At 54.0% G+C, this 7,960-nt stretch carries 8 protein-coding genes; 1 reads left to right on the top strand and 7 read right to left on the bottom strand.

From position 1 onward, the window contains the following. Nucleotides 1-1,222 (bottom strand): AMP-binding protein (locus tag V7028_RS12090; RefSeq protein ID WP_334120341.1); only part of this gene is annotated, 1,222 nt, incomplete at its 3' end. A gap of 131 nt (nt 1,223-1,353) precedes the next feature. Between V7028_RS12090 and V7028_RS12085 the strand changes: the two genes are divergently transcribed. Beyond that, the gene (locus V7028_RS12085; RefSeq protein WP_334120340.1) at nt 1,354-1,848 is read left to right on the top strand and encodes a hypothetical protein; all 495 of its coding nucleotides are present in this window, start codon (nt 1,354-1,356) and stop codon (nt 1,846-1,848) included. Here the strand turns inward: V7028_RS12085 and V7028_RS12080 are convergent. The 6 genes from V7028_RS12080 to V7028_RS12055 all read right to left on the bottom strand — a co-directional run. Further along, complete coding sequence (locus V7028_RS12080) at nt 1,839-3,518, bottom strand: ATP-binding domain-containing protein (protein WP_334120339.1); 1,680 nt, start codon at nt 3,516-3,518, stop codon at nt 1,839-1,841. The genes V7028_RS12085 and V7028_RS12080 overlap by 10 nt on opposite strands. Before the next feature lie 3 nt (nt 3,519-3,521). Beyond that, nucleotides 3,522-4,460, bottom strand: a complete 939-nt coding sequence (locus V7028_RS12075) for a 3'-5' exonuclease (protein WP_334120338.1) — start codon at nt 4,458-4,460, stop codon at nt 3,522-3,524. Nucleotides 4,461-4,470: 10 nt separating this feature from the next. After that, on the bottom strand, nt 4,471-5,439 hold the full coding sequence (tilS, locus tag V7028_RS12070; RefSeq protein WP_334120337.1) for a tRNA lysidine(34) synthetase TilS: 969 nt from the start codon (nt 5,437-5,439) through the stop codon (nt 4,471-4,473). Then, nucleotides 5,440-6,402, bottom strand: coding sequence for an acetyl-CoA carboxylase carboxyltransferase subunit alpha (locus V7028_RS12065; protein ID WP_334120336.1), 963 nt, complete (start codon nt 6,400-6,402; stop codon nt 5,440-5,442). It abuts the gene before it with no gap. Nucleotides 6,403-6,411: 9 nt separating this feature from the next. After that, complete coding sequence (locus V7028_RS12060; protein ID WP_334120335.1) at nt 6,412-7,071, bottom strand: DNA-3-methyladenine glycosylase family protein; 660 nt, start codon at nt 7,069-7,071, stop codon at nt 6,412-6,414. Next, nucleotides 7,056-7,960, bottom strand: a 905-nt coding sequence (locus V7028_RS12055; RefSeq protein WP_334120334.1) for a cysteine--tRNA ligase, incomplete at its 5' end; no start/stop codon positions are given. The genes V7028_RS12055 and V7028_RS12060, both read right to left, overlap by 16 nt.

Below are 7,960 nucleotides of genomic sequence, written 5' to 3'. Positions count from 1 at the left end.
ACCCAACCCCGCCCCGAGCCACCGGCATGCAAAAACCGCGGGCATTGCGCTCAAGCTGTTCGGTGTCAGCATCACAGGCCACCACTTCATAAGGCATGGGGCAAAAGCCCACGGTCTCTTTCAACCCAAAGGCATTCATGAACCCAAGGTTGGATTCACTGGCACCGTAAAATTCAAAAATATGATGAATGCCGAAACGATTTTCAAAGTCATCCCAGATCTCCGGGCGCAAACCATTGCCCAAAATCAGCCGCACCTCATGGTTTTGGTCATCCATGCGCTCGGGCTGGTTCAACAAATAACGCAGCAGTTCACCGATGTAACAAAACACGGTGGCTTTGTAATGCGCAATGCGCTGCCAAAATTTGCTGACACTGAACTTCTCATCCAGGGCGAAACAGGCACCCGCAGCCACCACCACGCCCAGGGAAACCGTCAAAGCATTGTTGTGGTAAAGCGGCAAGCAACAATACAGGACATCATCAGAATTCAGACGAACGGCGGTATTCATTCCCAACGCAGCCTGTAACCAGCGGTAATGGCTCATCACCGAGGCCTTGGGCAAGCCGGTGGTACCCGAAGTGAAAATATAAAAGCAAGACGAGCTGGCAATGATTTGTGCCGTGCACGCCAAATTGTGCGCGGGCTGGGTGCACCAGGCGCTGCGAAAATCACTGACCAGCAGGTCGCTACTGGCCGCCTGAAGTGACAACACCTCGACTGACTTCAAAAAACCCGGCTGCTCTTTCTCCAACGCTTTCAATACTTGCAAGCCCTTGTCACAGGCAAGTACCAAACGTGGCTTCACCAGCCCAAGGCTGTGGGCCTGCACTGCCCCCTGCTGGTTGATGTTCAGCAAGGCAGCCACCGCACCCAGTTTTGCGCAAGCGATCACAGCCAACAGGGTTTCAGCATGATTGGCAGACAACAGACCTACCGTGTCCCCAGCCTGCACACCCAGCGCGAGCAAGCCACGCGCCATCTGGTTACAGCAGGCGTTGGCTTTTTCATATGTCCATGTATCACCTCCACTTTTCAGAAAAGGTTGCCGCGCATGCTTTGCAGCAGCCTCCTGAAACAGCAAACCCAGTGAACGCCGGGAATCAGGCCTAAGAAATGCCAGATTGAACAAGGATGGCAAAATTCTGGGCATGTCCGGCAAAAAGCCCAAAGCACCTTTTGCAATGTCAATTGCCGATACAGTTTTGCCTTGAACTGTCATTTTGTGTTGTCTCCCGGGGCTGTACCGTGTTTTTTCATACAGAAAAAGATACACTCATTGGGTCAACGAAACTTGCGTACCCACCGTTTTTATCAATGTCATCAGGCTGCCCAGTTAATAAGTACTACTCCATGCCCATAGCCCAAGTACGAATTAAAACCGTGTTTTGCCTGCTTGCAATTGCAGCGGCTTTCTTTGGGTCTACAGCAAATGCGAAAAATTTCATCGGCTACACCGGCAAAGGCTGGAACAATGATTTCGGCGTATTGCGTGGTCAGTGCGACGCAAAACTGGTTCAAGCAGAATCCCTCAAGGGTAGTTTGACCGAGCAAATGGCCTATGTAGAATCTGGCGACGTGTTTAAATCCATCTTCCCTGAAACCACACTGGTTGACGCCTTCGCTGTTGATTCACACTGCTTTGGCCACACCATGGAATTGGTGCCTTCCGGCCAGGCTGTTCGCTGGATAAACCCAGCCAACGGAATTGGTGTGTACCTGTCGCCCGGCGCGAAATCAGACTCCTGCCGAACTTACCTGGGTGTCACCATTGAGAATGGCGAAAAAACAAAATTCCGGGGTGAGGTGTGTTCGCCCAGCAAAGGGTTGTGGCGCGTTCAACAGTGAATTGCGTTTCGCAACCTCCCCAGTGTATTGGTATGCCCCACCAACACCAGAAGTAACTTTGCGCGTGTCATCGCCACAAACAACTTCCTGAAATCGGTCTCATTGAATTCTTCGAAGGCCAGTTCGGTCACCACCACAGCTTGGGCAGACTGTCCTTTAAAACGGTAAACCGATTCAGCGTGTACATTGCCCTCGGTGAAAATCTGGCTACCATGTTCGTCGTACCGCCCGGTGAAATGCCGCAGGCTGTGGGGCCCCAAGCTGGCTTGGGCCAACACTTTAGATTTTTCATGCCCACGCATGCTCAGCACCGCAATTTTGTCACGTGTAAAACCATGCCGCAAACACGCAGTAATCGCTTTGGCAGTTTGGTTCAACAAACCGTCGTCGTCTTCATACTCAAAAAACTCAAGTGGTAAACCTTCCAGGGGGCAGGCTGCTTCAATGTCCAGTGGCAATGGTGACTCAAACCTGAATTCCTGTTGCACCAGTTGCACGGCCTGCACCACACGCTTGGGGTTTCTGTAATTCATGGGGGTGTGCAGGTTGACCCAACCCGGCAGGCTGATTGGCGGTTTGGCGTACAGGTTTTGAATGGGATCTTCCAGCCACAACCAGCGCGTGCCGGAATGCGCGCAACGCTGAAGCACAGGCAGCCAGCTTTGGTCAAAATCCTGCCCTTCATCTACCACGATTGAATCGAACACCCAACGTTTGTCCACTGGCGTGGCCAGCACTTGCTCAGCCAAACGGCCGAACACACCAGGTGAGGAATAATCCACTTCCTGGCCTGCATCACGCAACATGCGGTCGCAAAGCGCGTGAAAGTTGAACACTACAGCACCCATCAAAACGGCTTCACGAACCTGCTGCGCCATATGCGACGAAAGCGGCCTGTTGTAACACACGTAAATTGTGCGAGCCTTCAATCCATGGTTGCGCTGCAATTCACTGAAGGCCAATTGCGATTTGCCACTGCCTGCCGTGCCAGTAACACGAAGCCGAAAAGGCTCGAAACTGAGCCTTGAAACCCACTGTTCCAAACCATGCGACAAACGGGTTACCAAGGTTTCAGCCGCTTGGGACAAGGCCCCCACTTCCGGCACCAAATTCAATTCATTGCACAAAAATGAATGAATAATTTTGGTATTGGGGTGGCTGCTGAACAGGTCTGCCGTGATGTCGATGGTTTGTATCAACGCCCCCAATTCCTCTTTGTGCCTTGCGTCCACAATCCGTTCGGCGTTCACGGTCAGGCCGGTGGCGTCGGGCACGGTAAAATCGGGGCAATAGAAGACGGGTTCTACCCGCAATGTGCCTAGATGCTGCTTTTTGAATTTTTGTGCCAGCAAAGCGCCCTGCTCCGCCAAGGCGTTGAATACGTCCTGGCGTTGTTCACCCAGTTGCTTGACGACCCGGCCCTGGTCCACTTTCATCAAACCGGTTTTCATCAGGATGCAGTACACAATGCCACTGGGGCCCAACACCAGAAACTGGATGCGGCCGGTGACGGTCAAGCCGTGTTCAATGCGCGACCAATGTATTCCGTGGTAAATGGTGTAGTTCTCGGGCAACTGCGCTTGCAGCTGCAGCAGTACATCCCGCTCGCGGGCTTGTGCGCCGTCAAGCGCAAGCTCGCTGGTGTCCGATGGATAAACCGTGGCGGGCACGCCTTACACCTCTTTGAACTGTTGCTTCAGCGTGGTGCCAGAGTAACGATCAACCCCAGCCTGGATGCGAAAGCCCAACATGATTTTGCCGGTGGTACAGTACACCTGCTCGCGCAGCCATTCGATCACTTCCTTGCCTTCGGAAAAACCCACGGCTTCGAATTCCCACACGCGGTCATCTGCATTCCAGCGAAAACCCTTGGCCTTTAGAAAATCTTTTTTCTCGAACGGTGCTTTCAACGCAGCAATTTGATAAATCGATTCATTGGCGCTGTCGAACAACACCTGAAACGGCATGCGCTGCGATGTTTTCATGGGCTGAGCCAACACATGAACCAGCGCATTGCAATCCTCAACTGCACGGTGTGCGCCGTGAAAATAACCACAATCCGACAACAGATATTCCAGTTTGCGGCCTGAATAATTTTCCTGCGTCCAGGGCAATTCCCGAAACGTGCAAGCCCAGATTGATTTTTCAAGCCAGGGAAAACGGCGCAACATGAAGGGCTTGTCGAACGCGGCGTTGTGGGCCACAAACAGGGCGGCTTCGCCGCACAGTGCTTTGAGCGCCGCTTCGTCAAACTGCTGGCCTTTCACCATATCGTTGGTAATGCCGTGAATCGCAGAATTCTCGGGGGTAATGGCCACTTTGGGTTCTTCAAGCCCACCATAACTGCCCAGCACCGCGCCTATTTCTCCAGTGTCCTGATCCACCTCGATCAGTAAAGCGCCAACCTCGATCACTTCACACGTCGAAAAATCAAGCCCCGTGGTTTCAGTGTCAACCACCAACACTTTCACGGGGCTGTTGATTTGCCCGCCAAAACTTTCCCGCATTTGAATGCGGCGCAGCACCTTGTAGTTGCCGCTGCTTTCAAGCCACTGGGCCACGGTTTCCGGGTCAATGTTGCCAATGCTGCTGTTCAATTCGTCACTGTTCAAAACGTGTGTCCTATGGTTGGGTGTGTTGCAGGTGGGCCTGCTGTCGGCTTACTTTGACCTGCCATCCTTTTTTCACCTCGCGAATACCGCCTTTGTTAATGCGCAGTTGGCGGGCCAACTCGATTAATTTCAGTTTGCCACAACGCACGCCCTGCCCAAGCAACCAGTGCCGAAGGGTATTCAACTGAGCCGTTTCATCCAGCTCTCGCCACTGAATCAGCTGCAAGGCGCCTGCGGCAGAAACCACCTGCGGTGCATTGGCCTCAGTATTTGAATCTTCTTCAGAATAGTGTGCCTGAAAAAATTCGGCCAGTTGCTGCAAAGCCTTCGGGCTTTGCGGAAAGTATTCTTCAAGGCTGGGAAGTAACTCATGACGCACCCAGTTGCGGCGCAGCGTGGTGTCGTTGTTGCTGGGGTCTTCAATGTGCTGCAGGCGATTCAAACGCGCATACTCCAGCAGGCTGGTTTTGCTGCAGCCCAACAGCGGGCGGCACAACTGGAAATCGGCATGCAGGTGGCGGTCTACGCCCACAGGGCCAATCTGCCGCATACCACCCACACCGCGCAAACCCGAACCGCGCAACAACTGAAGCAGTACCGTTTCCAATTGATCATCCAGGTGGTGGGCACACAGCAAAACGTTGTGTTGATTGGTTTTCATCCAGTTGAAAATGGCACGGTAACGCACCACACGGGCTTGGCCTTCAAGGCCCAAATCGCCTGGTTCTACGTCCACCCGCAAGGCAGTAAACGGCACCCCCCACTGTTCGCACTGGCTTTTGCAGTGCGCTTCCCAAGCATTGGCTTGCGCCTGAATTTGATGATTTACATGCACCGCATGCAGGGGCAAGCCCATTGAATGCAATGCATGCAGCAACACGGTGGAATCAACCCCGCCTGAATAAGCCACCACAAAACAGGCTGGCAACGGGGCTTGGCGCTTGAAGTCGCTTAGAAAGGCTTCAAGCGACTGCTTCAATTACTTGCTCACCTTGAAGTGACCGTAGCTCATCAGCCTGTCGTGACGGGCATCGAGCAAGGTTTTAGGCTTATAGGAAACCAGCAGGTTCAAAGCGGCTTTGATGGATGTTTTCAAGTTGTTCGCCGTTAGGGCATGGTCACGGTGCGCGCCACCAAAGCTTTCCTTCACGATTTCCTGAATCAGGCCCAAGTCGCGCAGGCGTTTGGCAGTAATGCCCAGGGCCTCGGCGGCATCGGATGCTCTTTCCGCACTGCGCCACAAGATGGATGCACAACCTTCAGGGGAAATAACCGAGTAAGTGGCGTATTCCATCATGATCACGTGGTCGGCCACAGCCAGTGCCAAAGCACCACCCGAACCACCTTCGCCAATAATGGCGCTGACGATAGGCACCTGAATTTGGGCCATCTCGATCAAGTTGCGGCCGATAGCCTCAGACTGCCCACGTTCTTCGGCATCGATGCCGGGGTAGGCCCCGGGCGTGTCCACCAGGGTCACAATGGGAATACCGAATTTTTCGGCAGTTTTCATCAGGCGCAGCGCCTTTCGATACCCCTCGGGACGCGGCATGCCGAAATTGCGCAGAGTGCGCTCTTTCACGTCGCGGCCTTTCTGGTGGCCAATCACCATTACGCTTTCACCATCCAGGCGGGCCAAACCACCCACGATCGATGGATCGTCAGCAAAATGGCGATCGCCATGCAGTTCATGAAAATCAGTGAACGCGTTGGCAATGTAATCCAGGGTGTAGGGACGCTGCGGGTGGCGTGCCACTTGCGACACCTGCCAAGGCGTCAGCTTGCCGTACAGCTCTTTGGTCAGGATGTCGCTTTTGCCTTCCAGCCGGCGAATTTCTTCCGACAAATCAACGGCCGAGCCGTCTTGCACCAGGCGCAATTCTTCAATCTTGCCTTTTAACTCGGCAATTGGCGCTTCAAAATCCAGAAATGTTTGCTTCATGAGGTTCTCTTAATAGTCCACCACAGCTGGGTCAAGGCTGCGCCACAAATACCACGCTGCCACGGTCCGCCAAGGTTTTAATTTTTCCCCGAATTGTAGTGCTTCTTTCGGTCCGATGGGTTCACCTTCGAAAAATTGGCGCGAGATACCGCGCTGCACACCAATGTCATCCACAGGCCACACATTGGGCCTGCGCAAACAAAACATCAAAAACATCTGGGCTGTCCAGCGACCCACGCCCTTGATCTCGCACAAATGGCGGGTGCAGGCCTCGTCGTCCATGCAGTCCAGCAATTTGATGGTCAACAAGCCATTTTGCTCGAATTCGCTCAAGGCGCGCGAATAAGCAATTTTCTGGCGGGAAAGACCAGTTGCTTTCAACGAATCATCGCTCAGGGCCAGCAAGGCCTGGCTCGTAATACTGCCATTCAAGGCATCAACCACACGGGCCCACACGGCATCGGCGGCTTTCACCGAAATTTGCTGTCCAACCAGCGAACGAAACATGGTCTCGAAAGGGGCACCACGCGATCGAAGCGCACGGTCTGAATGCCGCTGAATCAAATCGACCCACACCGGGCTTTGCAAGGCAAGCGCCTCGCAAGCCTCATGCCAATAGGCAGGTGCCTCGGGGTCCAGTTCAATACCCTGCGTCAAGCCCGCCGCCATTCGGTGGCACCGCCCCGCTTGTCTTCCAGCACCACACCTTGGTCCAGCAACTGCTGCCGAATGGCATCGGCCCCGGCAAAATCACGGTCTGCCTTCGCCTGTGTGCGTGCATTGATCAGGGCCTGAATGGCCGCCTCATCAAGCCCACCGGCCTGTTCACCTACCCCGGCATGGTGAAAAGCCTGTGCGGTACGGCCCAGCAAACCCAACACCCGCGCCAGGGCTTTTAGCCGCGCAGCCAAGCCTGAATCGCCCGTGCGGTTTACCTCGTTGGCCATCTCAAACAACACTGACACCGCAATGGGCGTGTTCATGTCGTCGTTCATGGCCTCGGCAAAACGGGCTTCAAAATCGTGATTCCAATCCAGTTCTTCTGCCGCCTGTACTTCACCCACAGCGGTGTAAAGGCGGTCCAGGGCCGATTTGGCGTCTTGCACATGGGCTTCTGAATAGGTCAACTGGCTGCGGTACTGTGCGCGCAAAATGAAAAACCGCACCACCTCCGCATCGTAAACTTTCAAAATGTCACGGATCGTGAAGAAGTTGTTCAGCGACTTCGACATTTTTTCCGACTGGCCATTGGTTTCAACCCGCACGAAACCGTTGTGCATCCAGTATTGGGCAAAACTTTCATCCGCTGCGCCTTCACTTTGGGCAATTTCATTCTCGTGGTGCGGGAATTGCAGGTCGGCACCGCCGCCGTGAATGTCAAAGGTGTTGCCCAACAGCTTGCAGCTCATGGCTGAACATTCAATGTGCCAGCCGGGGCGGCCCACACCGAAATCGGAATCCCATTTGGCGTCGTCGGGTTCTTCCGCCTTGGCACTTTTCCACAGCACAAAGTCCAGGGGATCATTTTTACTACCGGAAACCCCTACGCGTTCGCCAG

It is taken from the genome of Limnobacter sp., from assembly GCF_036846585.1.
Lineage (GTDB): Bacteria > Pseudomonadota > Gammaproteobacteria > Burkholderiales > Burkholderiaceae_B > Limnobacter.
The sequence above is the reverse complement of the archived record's forward strand: the minus strand, read 5'-3'. Positions and strand labels throughout refer to the sequence as shown.

What these genes read in the sequence shown, in the direction of transcription:
- V7028_RS12065 (WP_334120336.1), bottom strand. Translation starts at nt 6,402, where the DNA reads ATGAAGCAAACATTTCTGGATTTTGAAGCGCCAATTGCCGAGTTAAAA.
- V7028_RS12085 (WP_334120340.1), top strand. Translation starts at nt 1,354, where the DNA reads ATGCCCATAGCCCAAGTACGAATTAAAACCGTGTTTTGCCTGCTTGCA.
- V7028_RS12060 (WP_334120335.1), bottom strand. Translation starts at nt 7,071, where the DNA reads ATGGCGGCGGGCTTGACGCAGGGTATTGAACTGGACCCCGAGGCACCT.